Raw genomic sequence first — 26,102 nt, 5'->3', positions numbered from 1 at the left:
GGAACCCATGCGCAGGGCGGCGCCGGCGCCGCCCTCCATTTGGACACCGCGACGCAAGTGCGATATTTTCCGCCCCCGGGCGTCCCGGGGGCGAACGCTTGCCTTTGTCGAGCGGCCGGGCCGGCCAGATTCCAGGGGCCACCCGCCGGCAGATCGCATAAACTTCGTTTGCATCCATAGCGACCATACGCGATGACCAGCCTGATGCCCGATTTCGACCTGCCCGACAGCATGGCCCTGCGCCCGCTCCGCCGCCCGGCGGTGAACGACTCGGAATTCCGCGCGGTCATGTCCGGCCTGGCCTCCAGCGTGCATGTGGTGACGGCGCGGCGCGGCGACGAGCGGGTCGGACGGACCGTGACCTCGGTGCTGTCGCTGTCGGCCGAGCCGCCGGCGATCCTGGTATCCATCGACATCGTCAGCCGGCTGGCCGACCTGATCTCGCGCACCGGCGGCTTTTCGTTCGCCATGCTGGCCAGCGACCAGACGGCCGTGGCCGATGCCTTTGCCGGGCAGGTGCCGGTGCCGGAACGGTTCGAAGTGGGGCGCTGGGGCGCCTGGCCGTCCGGACAGCCGCAATTGCAGGGCGCGGTCTCCTCGCTGGATTGCGAGGTGATCGGCGCGATGGAAACCGGAACCCATGTGCTGTTCGCCGGGGCGATCGTGGATGCCGAAACCGACCCGGCGCGCCAGCCCCTCGTCTGGCACCGGCATGGCTATCGCCGGCTCGACGGGCTCGACTGACCGGCGCGAGGATGCGACATTCGGACCGCCTCGCCGGGGCAACCTCCCGCCCCTGCTGACGTTTATCCCGCATATGGGGGATTGACCGTGCCGCGCTACTACTTCCACTACCGAACCGACGACGAACTCATCCGCGACCATGACGGGAGCGAACTGGCCAATCTGGAGGCGGCAGAGCACATCGCCGCCGAGATGGGCCGCGCCATCATCGACCGGGTGGCCGGCGAAGGCGGCGACATGGACGCCCCCCGCTCCATCGAGATCACCGACGCCGCCGGACGCGACCTGCTCTATGTGGTGTTCTGGGCCGGCCCGAAAGTGGGCAGCGGGCCGTTCAGCCCCGTCGAGCCGGCGCGGCTGCATTGAGGGGTGGTTCCGACGGCTTTGGCGGCTCCCTCTTACCCGGCGCGCCACCCTCTCCCCGAGGGCAGCCCGACGTGGGGGATAAATTGCGCCAAGACCCCGAAATGAACGCTCCGGGCGATCGGGAAAGGCCGTCTAGAAGAAAATCCCGGCCTGGGCCGTGACGGCGAAACCGAGGATCAGGGCGGCGGCAAGGGCCGCGTAGGAAACGTATTGTGACAGCTTCGGCATCAAATGCCCCCGCATTGAAAAAACGCGGCGCAATCACTACCACAAAGATAGAGTTTAACAAGAGGTAAACGCCCAACCCGCCAATCGGCCACCAGGAAGCCGGGTAAAAACGAACCGGCGTTCATGCCTGTTAGCGGCTTTCGTGTTTTGATGGGGGCGGCGAAGGAGCCGGGCGCATCGAACAGCCATATGCGATAGCCCGGCCCCTCGATGAGCGGGAAGAAAAAGGCGCTATTCAGGAGCGATGACGATGGCGAGCGTGACGAGGAAGCGGGTTCTGGAGGCGGCGGAGCGGGCGGCGGAGGGCGATGGCGGGCTGGCGCTGTTCCTGGCCGAAGCCATTGCAGCCATCGATCCGGACGATCTGGCCCGGCAGGACCCCGCATCGCTGATCGCGGCGCTGAAACGCACCCATCGCAGGCTGGCCGAGGGGTTGCCGGACGGCACGCGGATCGCGGCGACGCCGCCCGAAACCGCCGGCGCACCGCTGGTGCTCGACGTCATCTCCCCGGACATGCCCTTCATCGTGGACAGCACGCTGGCGGCGCTGCGAGCCATGGGCGGCAGCGTCCGGCTGTTCGCCCACCCGGTGGTGCAGATGCGCGGCGGCACGGTGGTGGCGGCGGACGGCGCGGCGGTGAGCGTGCTGCATATCCACAGCGATCCGGTGGCCGATATCGCGGCGCTGACGACCGAAATCGAGATGACATTGCGCGACGTCGCCCGGGCGGTGGACGACTGGCAGGCCATACTGGAGCGGGTGCGACAGGCCATGGCCGGGCTCGGGGCCGCGCCGCGGGCGGAGCGCGACGAGGCGCAGCGCTTCCTCGACTGGCTGGGCGAGCACAATTTCACCTTTCTGGGCCTGCGCGAATACCGGCTGGAGGAGGAGGAACTGGTGCCGGTCGCGGGCACGGGGCTGGGCATCTTGCGCGACGACAGCCTCAAGGTGCTGCGCAGCGGCACCGATTACGTGGAGAGCACGCCGCAACTGGTGGCTTTCGCGCGCAGCGACGCGCCACTGCTGGTGACCAAGGCCAATATCCGCGCCCGCGTGCACCGGCGCGCCCATATGGACTATGTCGGCATCAAGCTGTTCGGGCCGGACGGCTCGGCAAGCGGCGAACTGCGCGTGGTGGGGCTCTATACGGCGCAGGCGCAGGCGGCGCCCCATAGCGAGGTGCCGATCATCCGCCGCAAGATCGGCGAGGTGATGCGGCGCTCCGGGCTCGACCCGCGCAGCCATGACGGGCGGGCGCTGCTGGGGGCGCTGGACGCCTATCCGCGCGACGAATTGTTCCAGATCGAGACCGGGCAGCTCGCCGAATTCGCCGAGGCCATCGCCGGGCTCTACGACCGGCCGCGGGTCCGGGTGCTGCCGCGCATCGACCTGTTCGACAATTTCGTCTCCATCCTCGTCTATGTGCCGCGCGACCGCTATGACGGCGAGGTGCGAGCGCGCATCACCCGCTATCTGGCCGATATCTACGGGGGCCGGGTTTCGGCCTTCTATCCGCATTTCCCCGAGGGGGAACTGGTGCGGCTGCACGTGATCGTGGGCCGCAGCGGCGGGGCCACGCCGCGGCCGGACCGCGCCACGCTGGAAGCGGCGGTGGCGGCGCTGACGCAGGACTTCTCCGACAGGCTGGCGGCCGCGGCCCCCGAGCCGGGCGCGATCAGCGACTGGCGGCAAGCCTTCCCCGAGGGCTATCAGAGCCGCAACGGCGTCGCCGAAGCGCTGGAGGATATCGGGATCTTCGCCCGGCTCGGGGACGGCGTCGCCATCCGCCTCTGCGACCGCTCCGGCAGCGACGGCGCGCTGGGGCTGAAATTCTACCAGGAAGGAGCGCCGATCCCGCTGAGCGACCGGGTGCCGATGCTGGAGCATTTCGGCTTCCGGGTGATCGACGAGCGCACCTATACGCTGGTGCCGCGCGACGGGGTGGAGCGCTATCTGCACGACATGGTGGTGGAGGCGGAGGGCGGCGCGCTGGACGTCGCGGCGCGCGGCGCGGCGATCGAGGCGGGCCTGTCGGCGGTGTGGCAGGGCGCGGCCGAAAGCGACCGGCTCAACGCGCTGGTGACGCTGGCCGGGCTCGACTGGAGCGAGGCGGCGCTGCTGCGGGCGCTGTCGCGCTATCTGCGGCAGGCCGGCATCTCCTATTCGCAGCGCTATATCGCCGAGGTCATGGTGACCCAGAGCGCGGCGGCGCGGGCGCTGGTGCGGCTGTTCGAGGCGCTGCACGATCCGGGCCTGACCGGACGCGAGGCGGCGGCCGAGGCGGCGCGGGCCGATATCGCGGCGGCGCTGGAAACCATCTCGTCGCTGGACGAGGACACTATCGTGCGCCGGTTCGAAAACCTCATCGAGGCGGTGCTGCGCACCAATGGCTGGCAGCGCGACGCCGAGGGCGCCAGACGGCCGGCGCTGGCGCTCAAATTCGACAGCGGCCGCATCGAAGGGCTGGCGGCGCCCCGGCCCTATCGGGAAATCTACGTCTATTCGCCCCGGGTGGAGGGCGTGCACCTGCGGTTCGGCGCCATCGCGCGCGGAGGGCTGCGCTGGTCGGATCGCAAGGAGGATTTCCGCACCGAAGTGCTGGGGCTGGTCAAGGCGCAGCAGGTCAAGAACGCGGTGATCGTGCCGGTGGGCGCCAAGGGCGGCTTCGTGCCCAAGCTTCTGGCGCCGGGCATGGCGCGCGAGGCGTGGCTGGCCGAAGGCACGCAGAGCTACCGCATCTTCATCGGCGCGCTGCTCGACGTGACCGACAATCTGGTCGAGGGCCAGGTGGTGCCGCCCGAGAACGTGGTACGCCGCGACGGCGACGACCCCTATCTGGTGGTGGCGGCCGACAAGGGCACGGCCAGCTTCTCGGACACGGCCAACGAAATCGCCGTCGACCGCGGCTTCTGGCTGGGCGACGCCTTCGCCTCGGGCGGCTCGGCCGGCTACGACCACAAGAAGATGGGCATCACAGCGCGCGGCGGCTGGGAGGCGGTCAAGCGGCATTTCCGCGAGCTGGACCGCGATATCCAGACGGAAATGTTCACCGTGGCCGGCGTCGGGGACATGAGCGGCGACGTCTTCGGCAACGCCATGCTGCTCAGCCGGCAGACCAGGCTGGTGGCGGCCTTCGACCATCGCGACATCTTCATCGACCCCGATCCGGACCCGGCAGCGAGCTTCGAGGAGCGCCGGCGGCTGTTCGCCCTGCCCCGCTCGAGCTGGCAGGATTACGACAAGGCGCTGCTCTCGCCCGGGGGCGGGGTGTTTTCGCGCTCGCTGAAAACGGTGGCGCTGAGCCCGCAGATCCGGGCGCTGCTGGAGCTCGAGGCGGACCAGGCCACGCCCGCCGAAATGATCAGGGCCATTTTGCGCGCGCCGGTCGACCTCATCTGGTTCGGCGGCATCGGCACCTATGTCAAGGCGCCGGACGAGGACCACGCGGCGGTGGGCGACCGCGCCAACGACGCCATAAGGGTGAACGGGAACGAAATCCGCGCCCGCGTCATCGGGGAAGGCGCCAATCTGGGCATGACGCAGCGCGGGCGCATCGCCTATGCGCTGGCCGGCGGGCGGCTCGACACCGACGCCATCGACAATTCGGCGGGGGTCAATTCCTCCGACCTCGAGGTCAATATCAAGATCGCGCTGGCGCCGCTCGTGGCGTCGGGCCGGCTGGACATGGCGGCGCGCAATGCGCTGCTGGCCGAGATGACCGATGAACTGGCGGCGCTGTGCCTGCGCAACAATTATCTGCAGACGCTGGCGCTGTCGCTGGCCGAGCGGGCGGGCGCGGCGGAACTGCCTGACCAGCGGGCGCTGATCGAGGGGCTGGAAGACCGGGGCCTGCTCGACCGGGCGGTGGAATTCCTGCCGGACGACGCGGCGCTGGACGCGCGCGCCGCCGCCGGCAAGGGCCTGACGCGGCCGGAACTGGCGGTGCTCCTGGCCTATGCCAAGCTGACGCTGTTCGACGACCTGATGGAGGGGGTGTCGATCGACGATCCCTATCTGGGGGGCGAGCTGTTCCGCTATTTCCCCGAAACCCTGCACCGGCGCTTTCCCGAAGCGGTGGAGCGGCACCGGCTGAAGCGCGAGGTGATCGCCACGGTGCTGGCCAATGCGATGATCAATCGCGGCGGCCCCGCCTTCGTCTCGGAATTGCGGGCGGCCACCAGCGCCAGCGCCGGCGAGGTGGCGCTGGCCTATGCGGCGGTGCGCGACGTCTATGAGCTGCCGGCGCTCAACGAGGGCATCGACGCGCTCGACGGCAAAGTGGCCGGCGCGGTGCAACTGACGCTTTACGGGCAGGTGGCGGCGCTGCTGCGGCAGGAGACGCTGTGGTTCTTGCGTAACGAGACGGTTACCGACGGCGTCGACGGGCTGGTGGCGCGGCATCGCGAGGGCGTGCGCAGCCTGCGCGGCGTGGTGGAGAGGCTGCCGTCGGCCGGCCCGCGCGCGGAACCCGACGCGCGGAGCCGCGAATTCGAGGCGGCAGGGGTGCCGGCGGAACTCGCCCGGCGGATCGGGGAGCTGCCGTTGATCGGCCATGCCAGCGACATCGTGCTGGTCAGCGAGCGCTGCGGCGTTGCCTTCGAAACGGCGGCGCAGGCCTATTTCGGCGTGGCCGGGCTGTTCGACCTCTTCCGCATCATCGCCGACGGGCGCGGTCTCGTGCTCGAGGACCGCTTCGAGCGCATGGCGCTCGACCGGGCGCTGGCCAATGTGATGCGGGCGCTGCGCGACCTGACGGCGGACGCGCTGGCCGCCGGCTCGGCACAGGACTGGCAGGACCGGGCGGGGGCGGGGATCGCGCGCACCGTGGCGGCGGTGAAGGAGCTGACCGAGGGCGGCCTCACCGTCTCGCGCCTCAGCGTGGCGGCGGGCCTGCTGGCGGACCTGGCGCGGGAGAGATGACGCCATCCGAAAGTCGGCCTTTGCAGGGCGGCGGCGATTGCACAGAGTGGGCGCAAACAGGAGCATTGCATGACCGATCTCGCCCGCTGGCTGAGCGCCCAGACCCAAGACGACACGCTGGCCGGGGTGATCCTCTCCATGGCCGGAGCGGGCGCCGAAATCGCCGGCGTGCTGCAGCAGGCGCCCATTGCCGGCCAGACCGGGCCGGCGGGCGCGACCAATGTGCAGGGCGAGGCGCAAAAGGCGCTCGACATCATCTCAAACGACATTGTCCTGAATCACTTGCGGCAAAATCCGCATGTTTCGATTCTGGTCTCGGAAGAGCTGGATGAAGCAGTTGAAATGTCGAGTCAGGGCGGGTTCATTGTCGCCACCGATCCCCTGGACGGATCTTCGAATCTCGACGTAAACGTCACCGTGGGCACGATTTTTTCCGTGCTGCCGGCGGCGGGCGGACCGTTGCAGGCGGGACGCGTGCAATGCGCCGCCGGCTATGTGGCCTATGGGCCGGCGACCAGCCTGGTGGTGCGGATCGCGGGCGATACCAGCGTCTTCACCCTCGACGGGGCGGGGACATGGCGGCTGACCCTGGCCGCGGCCAGGGTGCCGGAAGCGACGGGGGAATTCGCCATCAACACGGCGCGGGAGCGCTTCTGGGACGCGGCGACGCGCGGCTATGTGCACGAGAGCGTGGCGGGGGAAACCGGCGCCGCCGGCAAGCGCTACAATATGCGCTGGGTGGGCTCGATGGTGGCCGATATCCACCGCATCCTGATGCGCGGCGGCATCTTCCTCTATCCGCTCGACAGCGAGACCGCCGCCAAGGGCGGACGGCTGCGGCTGCTCTACGAGGCCAATCCCATGGCCTGGCTGATGGAGGGCGCCGGGGGCCGCTCGAGCACGGGGCGGCAGGACATATTGGACGTGGCGCCGACCGCGATCCACCAGCGCGTGCCGGTGATCCTGGGCTCGGCGGAGGAAGTGCGGCGGGTGGAGGACTGGTATCGGCGGGGGTGAGGCTCCCTCTTGTGAGGGGGGCTCCGCGCCGTCGATTTTTCGATGAAGCAATCGGATCCCCGGACAATCCGAACCCCCACCCCTAGAGGCTTTCATGTTTTGACGGAATCGGCGACCAGCGCTCCCTCCCCCTTGAGGGGAGGGTTGGGGAGGGGGTGGGTTTGGCGGAGCACCGAAGGACCCCCACCCCCGACCCCTCCCCTCAAGGGGGAGGGGAGCAAGAAAGCGCTGATCCGCTTGACAGTGAAAGGCTCTAGCCCCTCCCCTCAAGGGGAGGGGAACGCATGGAGGGAGGGGCATCGGGTTCTCCGCGGCCCCACCCCCTTTGCAACGTTGCCACCCATTGGGTAGAAGGCGGGGGACGTGCCGGCGCGGTTGCCGGAGGGAGCCATGATGAACGACGCCGAATTTTCCCTGCCCAGGACCAATGCCGGCCCCTGGCAGCACCGCCCCTTTCACCGGCAATATCTGATGACCCAGGCCAGCCGGCTGTTCGACTTCTTCGAGGCGGCCTCGATCAACCCCAAGGGCGGGTTCTTCGAACTGGACGACAAGGGCCAGCCGATCCGGCCGGACAATGCCGTGCGGCAGATCCACGTCACGACGCGGATGATCCATTGCGCCGTCATCGGCAGCCTGATCGGCAGGCCGGGCGCCGGCGAGATCGTCGATCACGGCATGCGCTATCTGTGGGAAAAGCACCGCGACCAGAAACATGGCGGCTATGTATGGTCGCTCGACGACGAGGGCCATGTCGACGGCGCCAAGCAGGCCTATGGCCATGCCTTCGTGCTGCTGGCCGCATCGAGCGCCAAGCTGGTGGGCCACCCGCTGGCCGACAGGGTGATCGACGACATCACCGAAGTGCTGACCGCCCGGTTCTGGGACGAGAAAGCCGGGGCGGTGCGCGAGGAATTCGCCAATGACTGGGGGCAGATCAGCACCTATCGCGGGCAGAATTCCAACATGCACCTGACCGAGGCGCTGATGGCCGCCTATGAGGCGACCGGCCAGCAGGATTATCTGAAAAAGGCGACGCGGATCGCCGACCGCATCATCCACCGCAACGCCATGCAACTCGACTATCGGGTGGCCGAGCACTTCCACGAGGACTGGACGCTCGACAAGGATTATCTCGGCTCGGAGATGTTCCGCCCCTCGGGCACGACGCCGGGCCACGCGCTGGAATGGTCGCGCCTGCTGTTCCAGCTCTTCGTTTTGGGCCGCAAGGAGCATAGCTGGATGACCGAGGGCGCGCGGGGCCTGTTCCGCCAGGCCATCGAGCTGGGCTGGGACAAGACCCGTGGCGGCTTCTTCTATACGCTGGACTGGAACAATCAGCCGATCATGCGCGAGAAGCTGTGGTGGCCGGTGGCCGAAGCCATCGGCGCAGCGGCCTTTATCGGCGCCTACGACCATGAGGACTATTATCAGTTCTGGTATCGCCGGTTCTGGGATTTCGCCGAGAACCATCTGATCGACCACGAGCGCGGCGGCTGGCACAGCGAGCTTGCCGAGGATCTGACGCCGGGCGCGCGCCTGTTCGTGGGCAAGCCGGACCTCTATCACGCGCTGCAGGCCTGCCTCATCCCGCTCTATCCGGCCACGGGCAGCCTGACGCACGGGATCATCGAGGCGGATCACGGCGGCGGGCGGTAACGCCGGCGGCGCGGGTTGCCAGCGGGAACGGCGGAGCGTAAAGCACCGGCACCTTCATCCGAGCCGAAATTGCCCATGACCGCCCTGCCCGCCCCATTGCCGCGTTATCTCGTCGAGCGCGCCGTCGCAGCGGCCCTGGAGGAGGATCTGGGACTGGCCGGCGACCTGACCAGCCAGGCGGTGCTGATGCCGGAGGCCCGGGCCGAGGCGGTCATCGGGGCGCGCGAGCCGGGGGCGATCGCCGGGCTGGACCTGGCGGCGGCGGCGTTCCGGCTGGTGGGCGAGGGCGTCAGCTTCGTCCCGGCGCTTGCCGATGGGGCCATCGTGGCGGCGGGCGGCGTGGTGGCACGGGTCGAGGGACCGGCGCGGCTGGTGATGTCGGCAGAACGGGTGGCGCTCAATTTCCTCAATCGGCTCAGCGGCATCGCCACGCTGACGCGCCGCTATGCCGACGCCGTCGCGGGCACCGGCGCGCGCATCTGCGACACGCGCAAGACGACGCCGGGACTGCGCGCCTTCGAAAAATACGCGGTGCGCTGCGGAGGCGGCGTCAACCATCGCTACGGGCTCGACGACGCCATCCTGATCAAGGACAACCATATCGCGGTGGCGGGGGGCGTCGGAGCCGCCTACCGGGCCGCAACGGCCCGGGCCGGCCATCTGGTGGCCATCGAGATCGAGGTGGCGAGCCTGGCCGAGCTGGAGGAGGCGCTGGAGGCCGGGGCAAAAATCGTGCTGCTCGACAATATGGACGACGAGACCCTGCGCCGCGCCGTCGCGCTCAATGCGGGGCGGGCCCGGCTCGAAGCCTCGGGCGGGGTGAAGCTGGAACGGGTGCGCGCCATCGCCGAAACCGGGGTCGACTACATCTCCACCAGCCAGATCACCATGGGCGCGCCGCCGCTGGACCTGGGGCTGGACGTGGCGATCGGGCCGGCATGACGGACACTGGCCCTCACCCGGCGCCGACCGCCATGGCGGTGGCGGCCGCCATCGCGGCGGCGGAGGTTATCCGCGCGGTCTATGACCGGCCCATCGCCGTGGAAATCAAGCCGGACGGCTCGCCGGTGACCGAGGCCGATGCGGCGGCCGAGGCGGTGATCATCGAGCATTTGCGGGCGACGGGCCTGCCGGTGCTGGGCGAGGAAAGCGTCGCGGCCGGCATCGTGCCGGAACTGGGCGAGCGCTATTTCATCGTCGATCCGCTCGACGGCACCAAGGAATTCATCAAGCGCAACGGCGAATTCACCGTCAATATCGGCCTGGTGGAGCATGGGCGGCCCGTCATGGGGGTGGTGCTGGCGCCGGCGACGGGGGAAATCTTCGTCGGCGACGCGGAGGGCGCCTGGAGCGGGTTGGTGGCGGACGGCGCCGTCACCGGGCGGCGGCGCATCGGCGTGGGCTGGCTGCCGCGCCTCAGGATCGTGGCCAGCCGCAGCCATGGCCATGCGGCGCTGGCGCAATTGAGCCGGACGCTGGACGTGGAGCGCGACGTCTCGGTCGGCTCGTCGCTGAAATTCGGCCTGCTGGCGCGCGGCGACGCGCAGCTTTACCCCCGCTTTACCCCCACCTGCGAATGGGATACCGCCGCCGGCCAGGCCGTGCTTGAAGCGGCGGGCGGCGCGGTGGTGACGCTGGACGGGGCGCCGCTCAGCTACGGCAAGGGGAAGGACGATTTCCTCAACCCCTATTTCGTCGCCGCAGCGAGCCTTGAGCTGGCCCGGCGGGCGGCGGGGGAAATGCGGAAGCTGCTGGACGAAGCCGGAACTGCAAGCAGCGCTTAGAGCGCCGGACAATCCGACGGAATCGGATCGAGCGCTCTATCTATTTGTTAGCGCATCGGATACGCCCGAAAACCGCTTCGCACTTTTCGGTCCGATGCTTTAACCGCTCTGCGAATTTCGGGGGCCGCCACGCTTGCGCCATCCCGGGCGGAGATATATACGCCCGGCATATATCGTCCCGGCATATCCAGCAGAAAGCGGCGCATGAACGTCAGAACGTTGTGTCTTTCGATTCTCTACGAGAAGGAAGCGAGCGGCTACGACATCCGGCGGATGTGCGTGGAGGGCGAGTTCGCCTATTTCGTCGAGGCCAGCTACGGCTCGATCTATCCGGCGCTGGCGCGGCTGGAGGAAGACGGCCAGGTCACCAGCCGGGTCGAGCAGCATAGCGGCAAGCCGGCCCGCAAGGTCTATACGATCACCGAGGCGGGCCGCGCCGCCTTCGCCGAGGAACTGGCCGAACCGCTGGGCGAGGACATGTTCCGCAGCCCGTTCCTGCTGTTCGCCCGCTTCGCGCATATCCTGCCGCGCGAGCTGGTGGAGAAACGATGCACCGAATTCCTCGAACGGACCGCGGCGCGGCGCCATAAGCTGGACGAGGCGGTCAAGGCCCATGACTGCAGCCCCGCCGATCTGTGGGTGGTCGATTACGGACGGACCGTTCTCGACGTTGCGGAGCGGCACCTGCGCACCCATATGCACGACTTGATCGCCATGGCGCGACCCAAGCCGCACCAAGAAGCAGCCGAATAAGAGGCGAAACACTCATGCGCGCATTGTATTCCTACGGCCTGGCCTTCTTCATCCTGCTGCTGGCGGGCGGATGGCTGGCGACCGGCACGCTGGTCCAGGGCGGCAACGGCCCGGGCAAGGGCGAACGGCCGATCATCTCGGTGATCGAGGGCGAGGAGCACGGGCCGATCGCCACCGCGCTGGCCGATGCCGGCCTGCTGGCCGAGCACCACGCCCCCGAGGTCGATCCGGCGCTGACCATCGCCCAGCGCAACCAGACCACGACCGGCGCCAGCGCGCCGCTGCAAAGCGTGCGCATCCAGACCTTCACGGCCCGGCCCATGCCCATCGAGGTGCCGCTGCGCGGCCGCACCCAGGCCAAGGCGACGGTGAGCGCCGTGGCCGAAACCGCCGGCACGGTGGACGTGGTGCATGTGACCAAGGGCCAGCGGGTGGACATCGGGGACGCGCTGTGCACGCTGGACCGGGGCACGCGCGTCGCCGCCGTCGCCCAGGCCGAGGCGGGACTCGACCAGGCCCAGGCGGCGCTGGCGCAGGCGCAGCTCAATTCCGACACCAATGCCGACCTGCGGGAGCGGGGCCTGGCGGCCGCCAATACCGCCAATGCCGCCGAAGTGGCGCTGGCGCAGGCCAGGGCCGGGGTGAGCCAGGCACAGGCGGGGCTCGACAACGCCAAGGCGGAACTGGACCGCACCGAGATCGTCGCCAAGGTGGCCGGACTGGTGCAGGACCCGCTGGCCGTGGTGGGCGCGACGCTCAATCCGGGCTCGGTCTGCGCCACCATCGTGCAGCTCAACCCGATGATCTTCACCGGCATGGTACCGGAGGCCCATATCGGGCTCGCCCGGGTCGGGCTGGACGCCCGGATCACCACCGTCACCGGCCAGAGCGTCGCGGGCAAGGTGACCTATATCTCCGCCGTGGCCGACAACGCCACCCGCGCCTTTCCGGCGGAAATCGAGATCGCCAACGACGACTATTCCATCCGCGACGGGGTGACCGCCGAGGCCATCGTCAATATCGGCACCGCGCCGGGCCATCTGTTGCCGCAATCGGTGCTGACACTGGACGACGACGGGGTCCTGGGCGTGCGGACGGTGGAAGACGGCGTCGTGGCCTTCCACGAGATCACCATCGTCAGCGACACGCGCGAGGGCGTATGGGTGACCGGGCTGCCGGCGCGGGCCGACGTCATCACCGTGGGGCAGGAAAACGTCACCGCCGGCCAGGCGGTCGAGGCCAGCCCGGCGCCGGCCGCCGCCGACGCCGAAGCCGCCGCCAGCTAGGGAACCGCACGATGCTCGATTTCATCGAAAAAATCCTCAGGATGCCGCGAGTCGTCCTGACGATCATGTTCATCGTGCTGGGCGCGGGCGCGGCCGCCTACATGTCGATGCCCAAGGAAAGCTTCCCGGCCATCGACGTGCCCTATCTCTACGTCTCCATCAGCCAGACGGGCGTATCGCCGCGCGACGCGGAGAACCTGCTCGCCAAGCCGGCCGAGGAGGAACTGGCCAACCTGCCGGGCCTGCAGAACATCTCCTCCACCTCGACCACCGGGCATGCCTCGGTGTTCCTCGAATTCGACATCAATACCGACAAGGACCAGGCGCTGCAGGACACGCGCGCCCGCATGGACGCCATCAAGGCCAAGCTGCCCGACGACGCCAACGACCCGTCGGTGCATGAAATCGACCTGGTGGGCATGCCGATCATTTCCGTCGCCATCTACGGAACGGCGCCGGAAAAGGAGATGGTGCGGCGCGCCGAGCAATTGCAGGACGCGCTCGAAGGCATAGGCGAGGTGCGCGAGGCGACGCTTTCGGGCGCCCGCAAGGAGCAGCTCGAAGTGCGGGTCGACCTGTTGCGGCTGGAGGCCTACGGGCTGACCGCCAACCAGCTTTTCGACGCGCTCGCGCGCAACAACATGGTGGTGCCGGGCGGCACGCTCAATACCGGACAGGGCTCGTTCAACCTCGAAGTGCCGGGCCTGATCACCACGGCCGAGGACGTCTACAGCCTGCCGCTCAAGACCGACGGCAACACCATCGTCACCTTCGGGGACGTGGCCAGCATCACCCGCACCCTGGCCGACGCCACCGAATATACCCAGGTCAACGGCTCCCCTGCCCTGATCCTGGGCGTCTCCAAGAAGCTGGGCACCAATATCATCGACGTCTCGGAGAAGGTGCGCGCGGTGACCGAGGAGGTGGCGGCGAGCTGGCCCAGCGGGGTGGCCCATTCCTTCTTCCTCGACCAGGCCGAAACCACGATCAGCCTGTTCCGCTCGCTGGAGGCGGCGGTGCTGACCGCCGTGGCGCTGGTGCTGATCACATGCGTCGCGACGCTGGGCGTACGCCCCGCCATCATGATCGGCATGTCGATCCCGCTCTCGTTCATGATGGCCTTCCTCGTCGCCGAGGGCCTGGGCATGACCATCAACATGATGGTGATGTTCGGCCTCGTCATCGCGGTGGGCGTGCTGGTCGACGACCCGGTGGTGGTGGTCGAATATGCCGAGCGGAAATTGCAGGAGGGCGTCTCCAAGAAGGAGGCCTTCATCCTGGCCATGCGCAAGATGTTCGTGCCGGTGGTGGGCGCGACGGCGACCACGCTGGGCGCCTTCATCCCGCTCCTGTTCTGGCCCGGCATCATCGGCAAGTTCATGAGCTACCTGCCCACCATCGTGATCATCGTCATGGTGGCCTCGCTGATCTCGGCGCTGATCTTCATGCCGGTGATCGGCTCGATCATCGCCTCGACCCATGTGGACCCCAAGCAGAAGGAAAAGGCCGATATCGTCATGTATCCGGACAAGTTCGACGCACGCAAAGTGCGCGGGCTGACCGGTCTCTATGTCCGCACCATGGAGCATCTGCTGCACTGGCCGCTGCCGACGCTGGCGGTGGGCTTCGGCATCATCGGCGCCGTTTTCGTCAGCTATGCGATGAACCCCACCGGCACCGAGGCCTTCCCCGCTTCCGAGCCGGAATTCGCCACCGTGGCGGTGGTGGGGCGGGGCAATTACTCGCCCGAGGAAATCCGCGACATGATGATGGAGATCGAGGACGAGCTGATCCAGGTACAGGGCGTGCAGGACGTGATCATGCAGTTCGGCACCACCGGCTCCTTCAGCTCGATGCCTCCCGACACGATCGGCAATTTCCAGCTCCAGCTCACCAATTGGAACCATCGCGTCCCCGCCGCGCAGATCTTCGGCGAAATCCGCCAGCGCGTAGCCGGCTTTGCCGGGCTCGACATCCAGCTATTGGCCGCCGAAAGCGGCCCGCCGGCGGGCAAGGACATCAATCTGCGCGTCGAAAGCAGCAATTACGACGACCTCGTGCCGGTGGTGACCGCCATTCGCGATCATCTCGCCGGCTGGCCGGAAGTGGTGGACCTCGAGGACGGACGCCCCTCCCCCGGCATCGACTGGCAGATCACCATCGACCGCGTGGAAGCGGGCAAATACGGCATCGGCGTGCGGGAACTGGCGCCCTATGTGCAGCTCATCACCTCGGGGGTGAAGCTGGGCACCTATCGCGATGCGGAAACCGGCGACGAGCTGGATATCCGCGTGCGCCTGCCCAAGGAGGAGCGCACCTTCGACGCGCTCGATTCCATGCGCATCGCCACCACCCAGGGGCTGGTGCCGGTCTCCAACTTCATCGACCGCACTCCCGTGCCGAAAGTGGCCAATATCCAGCGCCGCAACCAGGTCTACACCATGCCGGTGGCGGCCGGGCTCACCAATCTGCCCGAGGGCGTCTATGCCGCCGACAAGGTGCAGGAATTGCAGGGCTGGATCGCCGAGCAGGATTTCCCGCCGGCGGTCTCGGTCCAGTTCGGGGGCGCCGAGGAGCAGATGGGCGACGCCAACGCCTTCATCGTGCAGGCCTTCGGCATGGCCATGGCCATCATCTTCTTCGTGCTGCTGCTCGAATATAACAGCTTCTACCAGGTGATGGTGACGCTCTCGACGGTGATCATGTCGGTGGCCGGCGTGCTGCTGGGCATGCTGGTGACGGGCATGACCTTCTCGGCCATCATGACCGGGCTGGGCATCGTGGCGCTGGCCGGGATCGTGGTGAAGAACGGCATCGTGCTGATCGACACCTATAACGATTATCACCGGCACCAGAACGTCGAGGCGGTGAAGGCCATGCTGCTCACCGTCAGCCAGCGCGTGCGGCCGGTGCTGCTGACCGCCTTCCTCACCGCGCTGGGGGTGATCCCCATGTGGGCCAATGTGGAGTTCGACTTCATCCGCCGCGAGATCGTCATCGGCGGCATCGCCGGCTCCTGGTTCACGCATCTGTCGGCCGCGCTGGTCTCGGGCCTGTTCTTCTCGACGGCGCTGACGCTGGTGATGGTGCCGGTCATGGTGACGGCGCCGACAGTGATGTGGCAGCAGATCCGCTGGCTGGGCGGGCTGTTCGCGGCGCTTGGCGGATGGATCGCCGGCCTCTTCCGGCCCAAGGCGGCGGTGCCGGCGGGCTTCGACGGCATGGCGGTGGAAGTGCCGGACGACGCCGACAGCACCGGACGCTACATCGTCTCCAAGGATGCCGGCCTCACCGAAAAGGACGCCGACGGGGTGACGGTGGTGAGCCGGCGGGACGCGGCGGAATAAGGCCGCGATCCGATGAACCGGTAAATAAGAAAGGCCCGCTGCGATGCGGGCCTTTTGTTTTGGGCGCGGCGCCTACTCCGCCGCCGGGGTTCCGCGTTTGACGAAGCCGTCCGGGTCCTCGTGGGTGCGGGCGAAGATTTCCTCGGCTTCGGTGGCTTCGCGCTGGCGGTTCCACATCTGGGCGTAGAGGCCGTCCTGGGCGAGCAGTTCCGCGTGGCTGCCGCGTTCGGCGACATGGCCGTCGCGCAGCACCAGGATCTCGTCGGCATTGACCACGGTGGAGAGCCGGTGGGCGATGACGACGGTGGTGCGGTTGCGCGAGACCTCGTCCAGCGCCGCCTGGATATCGCGCTCGGTCTTGGTGTCCAGCGCCGAAGTGGCCTCGTCCAGGATGAGGATGGAGGGCGCCTTGAGGATGGTGCGGGCGATGGCGACGCGCTGCTTCTCGCCGCCCGAAAGCTTGAGGCCGCGCTCGCCCACCTGGGTGTCGTAGCCATGCGGCAGGGCTTCGATGAAGGGGCCGACCTGGGCCATGCGGGCAGCCTCGCGCACCGCCTCCACGGACGCGCCGGGGCGGCCATATTCGATATTGTAGCCGATGGTGTCGTTGAACAGCACCGTGTCCTGCGGCACCATGCCGATGGCCGAGCGCAGGCTCTCCTGGGTGACGTCGCGCAGATCCTGGCCGTCGATGGTGATGCGGCCGCCGGTGACGTCGTAGAAGCGGAACAGCAGGCGCGAAATGGTCGACTTGCCGGCGCCGGTCGGGCCGACGATGGCCACCGTCCGCCCGGCGGGCACCTCGAAGCTGACGCTTTTGAGGATGGGGCGCTCGGGATCGTAGTGGAAGGAGACGTCCTCGAAGCGGATGACCGGGCCGGTGACGGCGAGCGGCGTAGCGCCCGGACGGTCCTCGATCTCGGGATCCTGCTCGAGCAGGCGGAACATCTCCTCGATATCGGTGAGGCCCTGGCGCAGTTCGCGATAGACGAAGCCGATCATGTTGAGCGGCCGGTAGATCTGCATCAGGAAGGTGTTGAGCAGCACGAAATCGCCCAGCGTCAGCGTGCCGTCCATGACGCCCAGAATGGACATGATGGAGATGGCGAGGAAGCCGCCATAGAAGATGACCGCCTGGCCGAAATTGAGCACGCCCAGCGAGGTCCAGATGCGGATGGCGGAGCGCTCGTAGCCAGCCATGGCGCCGTCGAAGCGCTCGGCCTCCATATGCTCATTGGCGAAATATTTCACCGTCTCGTAGTTGAGCAGGCTGTCGATGGCCTTGCCATTGGCGTCGGTGTCGGACTCGTTCATGTCGCGGCGGATGGAAATCCGCCAGTTGGACGCCTTGATGGTGAAATAGAGATAGGCCCAGATGGTGACCAGCAGCACGCCCAGATAGGTGACGCCGAACAGCCACACGAAGATGATCGCCACCACGACGAATTCGACGATGGTGGGCGCGATGTTGAGCATGGCGAAACGCACGATGGTCTCGATGCCCTTGGTGCCGCGCTCGATGACGCGGGAGAGGCCGCCGGTGCGCCGCTGCAGATGGAAACGCAATGACAGGCGGTGCATGTGCCGGAAGGTCCGGAGCGCCAGCTTGCGCACGGCATGCTGGCCGACGCTGGCGAACAGCGCGTCGCGCAATTGCTGGAAGCCCGAATCGATGACGTTGCCCAGCACATAGGCGATAACCAGCACCACCGGCACGGCAAGGCCGAAGAGCAGCGCGCCATCGGGGCCGGAGCCGTCGAGGCTGTCGATGATGCCCTTATAGGCGAAGGGGATAAAGGTGGTGGCCACCTTGCTGGCCAGCAGCGCCGCGACGGCCAATACGACCCGCACCCGCAGATCCAGCCGGTTCTCCGGCCACATATAGGACCACAGATTGCGGACGGTCGAAAAAACCGACCCTTCGTCCGCGCTGACGGACGGCTTTCTTTCCACGCTGTCCGAAGCCATCAGGCGGTTTCCGCTTCCCTGCTGGTGGCCATGGGCGCGAAGCTGCCCAAAAGCCCGCCAAAGGCGGCGCCCAGCTCCGCCAGGCGATCCTGGCGGATGCAATAGCGGTTGCGGGTGCCGTGGGGACGGCGCTCGATCAGCCCGGCATCGAGCAGCACCTTGATGTGCTGGGAGACGGTGGACTGCGCCAGGGTCAGGCTTTCGGTCACGTCGGCGCAGCAGCAATGGCCCTGCTGCTGACTGGCCAGGATGCGCAGGATTTCGAGCCGGACCGGATGGCCGAGGGCCCGCATGATATTGGCAATGTCGTCGTCACGCATGGCGCATCGCTGGTTGGCGCACGATCGGGTGGGGCCGGATCGCGCTTGATCGGTGAATTGCGATGGAACATGGGGCGTCCGGGAGGGAAAATCAATCCCTCGCGGGAAAACGGCGCCCGCAGGCGCCGTTTTGGAGTGGATCAATTCCCTGCCCCATCCCCGGGCAGATCGAAGACCTGGCCGGGATAGATCAGGTCCGGATCGCGGATCTGGCCGGTATTGGCCTGGTAGATGGTGGTGTATTTCAGCCCCTCGCCATAGACGCGGCGGGCGATGGTCCACAGATTGTCGCCGCGGCGGATGATGGCCTTGCCCGAGGCGAAGCGCTGGGCCTCCGGATCGCCGAGCGAGACCGCGACCATGGTGGGCACGGCGGGCTCGGGCGCAGGGGCCGGAGCAGGCTCGGCGGCTGGAGCGGGCTCGGTGGCCGGCTGCGGCGCAGGGGCCGGTTCGGCGGCGGGGGTGGGTGCAGCCGCGGGCGCCGATTCGGCAGGCTCGGCGGCCGGAACCGCCGGCGCGGCCGGCTCGGGCTGCGGAACGGCCTCCGGAGCCGGAGCCGCCTCTGGAACCGCGGCGGGGGCAGGCCCGGGTTCTGGCGCCGCTTCAGTCACCGGCTCGGGATCGGGCGCAGGCTCGGGCGCGGCGACAGGCGCCGGCGTCTCGACGGCAGGCGCATCGGCGACGGCGATGGCGGCGGGTTCTTCCTCCGGGACGTCGACGACGAAATCGACCTCGGCGCGGGCCGCGACATCGGCACTGCCGGGCTGGAGCAGATCGACACGGACGCGCTGGCTGGGCTTGCCCAGCACCGGGCCGGCCTCGACCAGCCAGCGGCCGCCCGAGACGGTGGCGTCGGCGATGAAGCCGTCATCGACATAAAGGCGCACGATGCCGCCTTCGGGGCCAGCGCCGGCAAAGAAGGTGCGCTCGCCCTCGATCTCGATGGCGTCGATGGTCGGGGGCACCGCGACCGGCACGGCAGGCGCAGCGGGCACCGGCTCGGCCGGGGATTGCTCGGCAACCGGCAGTTCGGGCTCGGTGGCCTGTTCAGCCACGGGCGCCGCCTCCGGCTCGTCCTCGGAAATGGCGGGCGCTTCGGTAGCGGCGGGCGCCGGCGCTTCGGCGGAGGCCGGCTCGTCTACGGAAGAAGCGGGTTCCGCGGCAGGTTCGGGCGGGATCGCGGGCGCAATGGCAGGAGGTTCGGGCGCCGCAGCAGGCTCGGGTTCGGGCTCAGGGGCCGGAACGGGCTCGGGCGTGGGTGCGGCAGGTTCGGGCAGCGTCGCCACCTCCAGCGCCGGGGCGGCTTCCGGCTCAGCAGCATCGGCGATCGCCGCTTCGGGCGCTTCGGCGGGAGCGGCGGGCACTTCGGCGACCGGCTCCTCGGGCTGCGCGGCAGGCGCCGGCTCGGCTTCAGGCGCGGCAGCGACCTGCGTGGCGGGGCCCTCGGCGGCGGGCGCGGTCAGGCCTTGCAGGACTTCGCTGGCCTGGCCCGGCGTGCTGGCGACCACCAGCGGCTGGCTGGTCCGGTCCTCGTCGATGACGACGATGAAGGAATCCTCGGCAGTGCCGGCCTTGCCTTCCTCGCCCAGGGTGATTTCGAGGCCGCCGGGCGGCAAGGGCCGGTCGGGCACGAAAACCCAGTCGCCGCTGGGCTCGACCTCGACGGTGCCCAGAAGATCGCCATTGGCGAAAACCTCGACCGTGCTGCCGGGCGCGCCGCTGCCGGCAATGACCACCGACCCGTCCGGCTCGGCCCGCAGCAGGCCGAAGGTCGCCGCGACCAGTTCATCGACCGCTTCGGCGTTTTCAGCGGGCGGGGCGACGTCGAGCGCCGGCGCGGGGGAGACCGCTTCCTCGGTATCCGCATCCGGGGCGACATCTTCCTCCACAACCGCAGCCGCGGTTTCGGCGGGCTCGGACGGCTCGGCTTCGACGAGCGCAGGCGCCGGGGCGGCGGGAATGAGGCCGGCGTCGGCCATCTTGCCGCGCAGGCACTGCCCCATGCCCTCCTCGCTGTTGAAGCAGGAGACGACAGAGGGGCCCGCAAGCACGGCCAGAATGACGAGAAGGGTGACGGCCGCCGCTCCGATGGTCAGAGCGAGAGGTCGTTTCGGAGCGGTTTCGGCCAGTTTGCCCTCCCGAACAGATATCAGCCGGACGCCAGGGCCGGTCGGTTTGCGTGGCCGTCGACAGCCGAATCCGCACAGGCCTCGGTTTTCAACAGCTTGTATGTGATCGATTCATACAGAGCTTCAAAGGACGCATCAATGATATTGGGCGAAACGCCGATGGTTACCCAGCGTTCTCCCCCGCCATCGCGGCTCTCGACCAGCACACGGGTGACCGCGCCCGTGCCGCCGTCGAGGATACGCACCTTGAAATCGACCAGTTCGAGATCCTCGATGCGTGCCGAATAGATGCCCAGATCCTTGCGCAGGGCCAGGTCGAGCGCGTTGACCGGGCCATTGCCCTCGGCGACCGACATCAGCAATTCGCCCTCGACGCGGATCTTCACCACGGCTTCGGTGACCGACACTTCCTCGCCCAGCGCATTGTGGCGGCGCTCGACCATGGCGCGGTAATGCTCGACCTGAAAGAAGCTGGGCAAGGTGCCCAGGACGCGATGGGCGAGGACGGCGAAGGAGGCGTCGGCGCCGTCATAGGAATAACCGCAGGCCTCGCGCTCCTTGACCGTCGCCAGCAGGTTTTCCAGGCGCGGATCGTCCTTTTCCAGCACGATGCCGTGGCGGGCCAGCGCCGTCAGCAGATTGGAGCGCCCGGCCTGTTGCGAGACCATGATGGCGCGTTCATTGCCGACGCTTTCGGGCGTCACGTGCTCATAGGTGGAAAAATCCTTGAGCAGGGCCGAGGCGTGGATGCCGGCCTTGGTGGCGAAGGCCGAGGCGCCGACATAGGGCGCCTGCCGGGCCGGGGCGCGGTTGAGCCGGTCGTCGAAGGCGCGGGAAATGGAGGTGAGCTGCTCCAGCTTCTCCGGGGCGATGCCGGTGACGAAGCGTTCGGCATAATAGGGTTTCAGCACCAGGGTGGGGATGAGGGTCACCAGATTGGCGTTGCCGCAGCGCTCGCCCAGCCCGTTGAGCGTGCCCTGCACCTGGCGCACGCCCGCCTCGATGGCGGCCAGCGCATTGGCGACGGCCTGGCCGGTATCGTCATGCGGATGGATGCCCAGACGATCGCCGGGAGCGACCGCCAGCACCTTGCCGACGATCTCGCGCACCTCCGAGGGCATGGTGCCCCCATTGGTGTCGCACAGCACCACCCAGCGCGCGCCCGCCTCCAGCGCCGTGCGCACGCAATCGAGCGCATAGGCGGGGTTGGCCTTGAAGCCGTCGAAGAAATGCTCGAGGTCGATCAGCGTCTCCTTGCCGGCGGCGACGGCGCTGCGCACCGTATCGGCAATGCCTTCGAGATGCTCGGCGGTGGTGGCGCCCAGCGCCAGCTCCACCTGATAATCCGAGGCCTTGGCGACGAAACAGGCGGCGTCGGCGGCGGAATTGACGAGGCCCATGACGCCCGGATCGTTGGCGGCGGAGCGCCCGGCCCGGCGGGTCATGCCGAACGCGGTGAAAACGGCCTCGCCGGTGCGCCGCGTCTCGAAAAAGGCGGTATCCACCGGATTGGCGCCGGGATAGCCGCCCTCGATATAGTCGACGCCCAATTCCTCCAGCAGGCCGGCAATGGCGATCTTGTCCTCGAGCGAGAACTCGATGCCGGCGGTCTGGGCGCCGTCGCGCAGGGTGGTGTCGAAGATATAGAGGCGTTCGCGGGACATTTTGGGGCCTAACTGGGAAAGTTACCTGGGGGGCCAGACGGAAGTGTCGTGGTCGGGATGCTGGCGGCTGGTGGCCTTGATGGCGCTCCACCAGTCCTGGCGCTCGGGCCGTTCGGTGACCCCGCCATCCTCGATGCCGGGGAGCGTGCCGAACCAGGGCATCCGGCTTTCGGTGCCGGTCTGGCCGCGCGGCGGGAACAGTTCGGGGCGATCGAGCGAGCCGAGGGTGAAATTGACGCGGTTGCCGGTCACGTCGTCGTAAAAGAGCGGCGTGCCGCAATCGCGGCAGAAACCGCGATCCACATGGTCGGACGAGCGGAACCGCGCCGGCTGCCCCCGCGTCCAGACGACGGCCTCGCGCGGCGCGGCGACCAGAGCGGCGAAGATATTGCCCACCGCCTTCTGGCACATGCGGCAATGGCAGATATGGGAATTGTCCATCATCTCGGTGGCGTGATAGCGCACGGCGCCGCATTGGCAACCGCCGCTGACGTCCATGGGATAGCGTTTCATCGGGGGGACTCCTGCGGGCTGAGGATGACGCTGGATGTTTCCAGAGCCACAAATGCTGCCCGCGGACGCGATCCGCGGGCCGTCTCGCGCAAACGCCGAAGCAAGGGGGCCCTCCAGCCGGCCCACGGGTCAGGCCCGTGGGCAGCGCCAGCGGCTCTTGAGAATGCTCTGCCGGGGCTCACCGCTTCACTTCCCATTTCGTCCGGCGCTGGCCGGTTTCGTCCTTGTAGTCCATCAGCGCGATACCCTGTGCGGCCAGTTCCTCGCGGATGGCGTCGGCCCTGGCGAAGTCCCTGGCTTCGAGGGCGGCGAGGCGGGCGGCGATGCGGGGGGGGATTTCGGCATCGACATTCACCTCGCGCCGGATGCTTATGCCCATGAGACCGGCGAGGGCGAGGCCATCGGCGGGACGGCCCTCGTCGAGGAACAGGGCGTGAAGGCGGGCAATGGCGCCGGGGGTGTCCAGATCGTCGGCGAGGCGCTCGAAAAGCTGGGGGGCGAGGCTTTCGGCGGGCTCGGCATCGCCGGCGGCGCGCTCCCATTTTTCCAGCAGGGTCAAGGCCTCCTCCAGCCGCCTGACGGTGAAATCGATCGGCTCGCGGTAATGGGTCATCAGCATGGCGAGGCGCAGCACCTCGCCGGGCCATTTGCGGCCGCCGAAATCGGTGGTTTCGAGCAATTGGTGGATGGTGAAGAAATTGCCCAGGCTCTTGCTCATCTTCTGGCCTTCGACCTGAAGGAAGCCGTTGTGCATCCACACATTGGCCATGGCATCGGTGCCATGGGCGCAGCGGGACTGGGCGATTTCGTTCTCATGGTGGGGAAAGATGAGGTCGAGCCCGCCGCCATGGATGTCGAAGGTCCGGCCCAGATAGCGCTCGGACATGGCCGAGCATTCGATGTGCCAGCCGGGGCGACCGCGGCCCCAGGGGCTGTCCCAGCCCGGCTCCTCGGGCGAGGACTGCTTCCAGAGCACGAAATCGGCGGGGTTGCGCTTGTGGGCATCGACGGCGATGCGGGCGCCGGCGAGATTGTCCTCGAGATTGCGGCCGGACAACTGGCCGTAATCGGGCATGGAATCGACGGCGAACAGCACTTCCCCGCCCGCCTCATAGGCGTGGCCGCGCTGGATCAGCGTGGCGATGAGGCGCTGCATTTCGGCGATATTGTCGGTGGCGCGCGGCTCGATGGTGGGATCGAGGCAGCCCAGAGCCGCGACGTCCTTGCGGTATTGCGCGGCGGTGGTCTCGGTCACGCGGCGGATGGCCTCGTTGAGCGGCAGGTCGGGAAAATCGCGCAGGGCCCGCGCGTTGATCTTGTCGTCCACGTCGGTGATGTTGCGCACATAGGTGACGTGGCTTTCGCCATAGACGCGGCGCAGGAGGCGGAACAGCAGATCAAAGACGATGGCGGCGCGGCCATTGCCGATATGGGCGTAGTCGTAAACCGTGGGGCCGCAGGCATAAAGACGCACATTGGCCGCGTCCAGCGGCACGAACGGCTCCCTGGCGCGGGTGAGCGTGTTGTAGAACGAAAGCAGCGGCTTTGCCGTGGTCATCGGGGCATCCTGTGGGCCGGACGAGATCGCGCTCCGGCGGGGGAGCCTCTATCCGTCGCATATAACCGGGATGAAGAAGACCGCTCCGCCAACGCTTGGGTTAGCAGGTAATGATGCAGGCGGTAATGGTGTACCGGGTCTTCATGGCGCGCGACATTGACCGCGCGGCACCAAGAAATCAAGCCAAAATCAAAAAAGGGCGGCCCGGAGGCCGCCCAATCGCTTTGGAGGCGATGAAAAACCGCGCCGTTCAGCTGCGGAATTGCTGGTGGCACTGGCCGCAGGTGCGCATGACCGTGCCCAGTTCGGAATTGTAGCCGGCGATGTCGCCCGCCTCGGCAGCGGCGAGCGCGGCTTCGGCGGCGGAGCGTCCGGCTTCGATGATGGCGGCAAAGCTCGCCCAATCCTGCCAGATGGTGGGCAGGGCGTCGGAGCCGGCGGTCGAGCCCTCGGGAAAAAGATCGGGAAGCTCGGCGTAATTGTCCAGAATGGTGCGGGCGGCGGCGACGGCCTCCGCGCCGGTGAGCATGCCGGCGGTGCGCAGCAGGGCACCGTTTTCACGCATGGTCGCGACGCGCATCCGCACCGCCTCCTCCGGCGTGGAGGGCGGGGTGAACGCCTCCTGCGCGGCAGCGCCGGCAAGGCCGAGGACCAGCAGAGCGGAAATGGCGAGGGCGGAAATCTTGCGGGTGGAAATCACGTCATACCTGAATAGCTGGGTTGAAAATCCGGAATCGTCGATTTGCCGGCCCTCCCTTCCGGACCGGCAGATTTACACGGCTTCATGACAGCCCCAACGCCCCCACGGGAATGTTACCGGTCAGTCGGACAGCAGGGCGACGACCTGATCGATGTCGCCGAAAACCGAATGTCCCTCGCTGTCCACCGCGGCGATCCGCACCCGGTCGCCCGGCTTGAGGAAGGGCGTGCGGGCGCGGCCATATTTTGCCTTTTCGGCGGTGCGCGCCTCGGCGATGCAGGCAAAGCCGATGCCGTCGCGCTTGATGGGCAAGGTCTCGTCATGGGGGTTGGAGACGGTGCCGCCGCCGATGATGGTGCCGGCCCCGAGGCCGCGGGTGCGGGCCGCCTCGACGATGAGGTCGGCAAAATCGAAGTGCATGCCCACGCCGGCATCGGGCTGGCCGTAAAGCGTGCCGTTGACCTGCACCCGCAGCTTGAGATGCAGGCGATTGTCGCGCCAGTGCCCGCCCAGCCGGTCCGGCGTCATGACGATCGGAGCGAAGGCGGTGGAGGGCTTGGCGTGGAAGAAGCCGAAGCCGTTCTGCAAATCGTCCGCCACCAGCCGGCGCAGCGAGACGTCGTTGAGAATGGTGACGAGGCGGATGGCGGCCGCGGCCTGCTGGCGGGTGGCGCCCATGGGCACCGGGCCGATGACGACACCCACCTCGGCCTCGAAATCCAGCGCCAGATCATCCGAGGGCACGACGATGGGGGCGGTGGGGGCGGAAAGAAGGTCGGAGCCGCCCTGGTAGATCAACGGACGGATCGATTGCAGTTCCTCGTCCTTGCTGCCCTTGAGAGAGCGGACGCGCTCGAGATGGTTCATATAGCCCGAGCCGTCGATCCACTGATAGGCGCGCGGCAGGGGCGCCTCGGCCGCCGCGGGATCGAAGGCCTGGCCGGCAATGGCGCCTTCATCGAGCCGGGCGGCCAATTCGGCGAGGGAGGGGGCGGCGCGATCCCAATCGTCCAGCGCCGCCTGCAGGGTGGGGGCGATGCGGCCGGCCGAGACGCAGCGCTCCAGATCGGCGGAAACGACGACGAGCTGGCCATCGGGGCGCCCGTTTCGCAGCGTGGCGAGTTTCATCGGTGCTGTCTTCTCCC

The 26,102-nt window shown here is 68.0% G+C and carries 18 protein-coding genes; 10 read left to right on the top strand and 8 right to left on the bottom strand.

Translation table 11 applies throughout. From position 1 onward, the window contains the following. Positions 1-192: 192 nt before the first annotated feature. From ACFOOL_RS07850 to ACFOOL_RS07805, 10 genes are all read left to right on the top strand, one after another. Positions 193-744: a flavin reductase family protein gene (locus ACFOOL_RS07850; protein WP_380096395.1), complete on the top strand. Its 552-nt coding sequence runs from the start codon at positions 193-195 to the stop codon at positions 742-744. 87 nt (positions 745-831) lie between these two features. After that, positions 832-1,110, top strand: coding sequence for a DUF6894 family protein (locus ACFOOL_RS07845; RefSeq protein WP_380096393.1), 279 nt, complete (start codon positions 832-834; stop codon positions 1,108-1,110). Positions 1,111-1,582: 472 nt separating this feature from the next. Continuing rightward, a complete protein-coding gene (locus ACFOOL_RS07840; RefSeq protein ID WP_380096392.1) occupies positions 1,583-6,259 on the top strand; it encodes an NAD-glutamate dehydrogenase in 4,677 nt (1,558 codons plus the stop codon). A gap of 69 nt (positions 6,260-6,328) precedes the next feature. Then, a complete protein-coding gene (locus tag ACFOOL_RS07835) occupies positions 6,329-7,276 on the top strand; it encodes a class 1 fructose-bisphosphatase (protein ID WP_380096390.1) in 948 nt (315 codons plus the stop codon). A 390-nt stretch (positions 7,277-7,666) separates the two neighbouring features. Then, the gene (locus tag ACFOOL_RS07830) at positions 7,667-8,935 is read left to right on the top strand and encodes an AGE family epimerase/isomerase (RefSeq protein WP_380096388.1); all 1,269 of its coding nucleotides are present in this window, start codon (positions 7,667-7,669) and stop codon (positions 8,933-8,935) included. 75 nt (positions 8,936-9,010) lie between these two features. Continuing rightward, positions 9,011-9,877 (top strand): carboxylating nicotinate-nucleotide diphosphorylase, encoded by an 867-nt coding sequence (gene nadC / locus ACFOOL_RS07825; protein WP_380096386.1) that lies wholly within the window; start codon positions 9,011-9,013, stop codon positions 9,875-9,877. After that, positions 9,874-10,719 (top strand): 3'(2'),5'-bisphosphate nucleotidase CysQ, encoded by an 846-nt coding sequence (gene cysQ / locus ACFOOL_RS07820; RefSeq protein WP_380096384.1) that lies wholly within the window; start codon positions 9,874-9,876, stop codon positions 10,717-10,719. The genes nadC and cysQ overlap by 4 nt, the downstream gene beginning before the upstream one ends. Before the next feature lie 204 nt (positions 10,720-10,923). Continuing rightward, the gene (locus tag ACFOOL_RS07815; RefSeq protein ID WP_380096382.1) at positions 10,924-11,472 is read left to right on the top strand and encodes a PadR family transcriptional regulator; all 549 of its coding nucleotides are present in this window, start codon (positions 10,924-10,926) and stop codon (positions 11,470-11,472) included. A 14-nt stretch (positions 11,473-11,486) separates the two neighbouring features. After that, positions 11,487-12,758 (top strand): efflux RND transporter periplasmic adaptor subunit, encoded by a 1,272-nt coding sequence (locus tag ACFOOL_RS07810; RefSeq protein WP_380096380.1) that lies wholly within the window; start codon positions 11,487-11,489, stop codon positions 12,756-12,758. Between the two features lie 11 nt (positions 12,759-12,769). Then, positions 12,770-16,105, top strand: a complete 3,336-nt coding sequence (locus ACFOOL_RS07805) for an efflux RND transporter permease subunit (RefSeq protein ID WP_380096379.1) — start codon at positions 12,770-12,772, stop codon at positions 16,103-16,105. Positions 16,106-16,177: 72 nt separating this feature from the next. Here ACFOOL_RS07805 and ACFOOL_RS07800 read toward each other — a convergent pair whose 3' ends face one another. The 8 genes from ACFOOL_RS07800 to ACFOOL_RS07765 form a co-directional block, all read right to left on the bottom strand. Then, positions 16,178-18,058: an ABCB family ABC transporter ATP-binding protein/permease gene (locus tag ACFOOL_RS07800; protein WP_380096599.1), complete on the bottom strand. Its 1,881-nt coding sequence runs from the start codon at positions 18,056-18,058 to the stop codon at positions 16,178-16,180. A 14-nt stretch (positions 18,059-18,072) separates the two neighbouring features. Beyond that, on the bottom strand, positions 18,073-18,393 hold the full coding sequence (locus tag ACFOOL_RS07795; RefSeq protein ID WP_380096378.1) for an ArsR/SmtB family transcription factor: 321 nt from the start codon (positions 18,391-18,393) through the stop codon (positions 18,073-18,075). 140 nt (positions 18,394-18,533) lie between these two features. Then, positions 18,534-20,396: a LysM peptidoglycan-binding domain-containing protein gene (locus tag ACFOOL_RS07790; protein WP_380096377.1), complete on the bottom strand. Its 1,863-nt coding sequence runs from the start codon at positions 20,394-20,396 to the stop codon at positions 18,534-18,536. A 146-nt stretch (positions 20,397-20,542) separates the two neighbouring features. Further along, positions 20,543-22,186, bottom strand: coding sequence for a citramalate synthase (cimA, locus tag ACFOOL_RS07785; protein ID WP_380096376.1), 1,644 nt, complete (start codon positions 22,184-22,186; stop codon positions 20,543-20,545). 21 nt (positions 22,187-22,207) lie between these two features. Further along, a complete protein-coding gene (locus ACFOOL_RS07780; protein WP_380096375.1) occupies positions 22,208-22,699 on the bottom strand; it encodes a GFA family protein in 492 nt (163 codons plus the stop codon). A 178-nt stretch (positions 22,700-22,877) separates the two neighbouring features. Beyond that, positions 22,878-24,257 (bottom strand): cysteine--tRNA ligase, encoded by a 1,380-nt coding sequence (gene cysS, locus ACFOOL_RS07775; RefSeq protein ID WP_380096374.1) that lies wholly within the window; start codon positions 24,255-24,257, stop codon positions 22,878-22,880. Between the two features lie 250 nt (positions 24,258-24,507). After that, positions 24,508-24,957, bottom strand: a complete 450-nt coding sequence (locus ACFOOL_RS07770) for a c-type cytochrome (protein WP_380096373.1) — start codon at positions 24,955-24,957, stop codon at positions 24,508-24,510. A gap of 120 nt (positions 24,958-25,077) precedes the next feature. Further along, a complete protein-coding gene (locus ACFOOL_RS07765) occupies positions 25,078-26,085 on the bottom strand; it encodes a fumarylacetoacetate hydrolase family protein (protein WP_380096372.1) in 1,008 nt (335 codons plus the stop codon). Positions 26,086-26,102 lie beyond the last annotated feature (17 nt).

It is taken from the genome of Devosia honganensis (genome assembly GCF_042648785.1).
GTDB lineage: Bacteria > Pseudomonadota > Alphaproteobacteria > Rhizobiales > Devosiaceae > Devosia > Devosia honganensis.
The sequence above is the reverse complement of the archived record's forward strand: the minus strand, read 5'-3'. Positions and strand labels throughout refer to the sequence as shown.

Bases quoted from the DNA above. Each gene is read 5' to 3' on its own strand.
- ACFOOL_RS07850 (WP_380096395.1), top strand. From the start codon at position 193: ATGACCAGCCTGATGCCCGATTTCGACCTGCCCGACAGCATGGCCCTG.
- ACFOOL_RS07840 (WP_380096392.1), top strand. From the start codon at position 1,583: ATGACGATGGCGAGCGTGACGAGGAAGCGGGTTCTGGAGGCGGCGGAG.
- ACFOOL_RS07835 (WP_380096390.1), top strand. From the start codon at position 6,329: ATGACCGATCTCGCCCGCTGGCTGAGCGCCCAGACCCAAGACGACACG.
- ACFOOL_RS07830 (WP_380096388.1), top strand. From the start codon at position 7,667: ATGATGAACGACGCCGAATTTTCCCTGCCCAGGACCAATGCCGGCCCC.
- nadC (WP_380096386.1), top strand. From the start codon at position 9,011: ATGACCGCCCTGCCCGCCCCATTGCCGCGTTATCTCGTCGAGCGCGCC.
- cysQ (WP_380096384.1), top strand. From the start codon at position 9,874: ATGACGGACACTGGCCCTCACCCGGCGCCGACCGCCATGGCGGTGGCG.
- ACFOOL_RS07815 (WP_380096382.1), top strand. From the start codon at position 10,924: ATGAACGTCAGAACGTTGTGTCTTTCGATTCTCTACGAGAAGGAAGCG.
- ACFOOL_RS07810 (WP_380096380.1), top strand. From the start codon at position 11,487: ATGCGCGCATTGTATTCCTACGGCCTGGCCTTCTTCATCCTGCTGCTG.
- ACFOOL_RS07805 (WP_380096379.1), top strand. From the start codon at position 12,770: ATGCTCGATTTCATCGAAAAAATCCTCAGGATGCCGCGAGTCGTCCTG.
- ACFOOL_RS07795 (WP_380096378.1), bottom strand. From the start codon at position 18,393: ATGCGTGACGACGACATTGCCAATATCATGCGGGCCCTCGGCCATCCG.
- ACFOOL_RS07790 (WP_380096377.1), bottom strand. From the start codon at position 20,396: ATGGGGCAGTGCCTGCGCGGCAAGATGGCCGACGCCGGCCTCATTCCC.
- cimA (WP_380096376.1), bottom strand. From the start codon at position 22,186: ATGTCCCGCGAACGCCTCTATATCTTCGACACCACCCTGCGCGACGGC.
- ACFOOL_RS07780 (WP_380096375.1), bottom strand. From the start codon at position 22,699: ATGAAACGCTATCCCATGGACGTCAGCGGCGGTTGCCAATGCGGCGCC.
- cysS (WP_380096374.1), bottom strand. From the start codon at position 24,257: ATGACCACGGCAAAGCCGCTGCTTTCGTTCTACAACACGCTCACCCGC.
- ACFOOL_RS07765 (WP_380096372.1), bottom strand. From the start codon at position 26,085: ATGAAACTCGCCACGCTGCGAAACGGGCGCCCCGATGGCCAGCTCGTC.